Annotated in this window: 1 pseudogene; it reads left to right on the plus strand. The window is 29.4% G+C overall.

The window, feature by feature from the left end:
* Positions 1 to 71: 71 nt before the first annotated feature.
* Positions 72 to 204: pseudogene (locus tag WFH18_RS18470) on the plus strand (IS4-like element ISAba33 family transposase); the annotation flags it as partial.

The raw sequence follows: 204 nt of genomic DNA on the forward strand, positions 1-204 counted from the left end.
CTTTGTACACGACAAAAAAAGATAACTCATTGAAATAATGGCATAATACTTGTTTTCTGAAGACGAATATGATGACACATTTCAATGAGTTATATCTCATCTTAAACAAATATCTAAAGTGGAACAAGTCACATGCAAAATGTTTTACACTGATTATGCTTGCATTAATTGTAAAACAGACATGTAATCTTTCTTCTGCATCTA

The organism is Acinetobacter sp. USHLN143 (assembly GCF_037145695.1).
In the GTDB taxonomy this organism is placed as follows: domain Bacteria; phylum Pseudomonadota; class Gammaproteobacteria; order Pseudomonadales; family Moraxellaceae; genus Acinetobacter; species Acinetobacter fasciculus.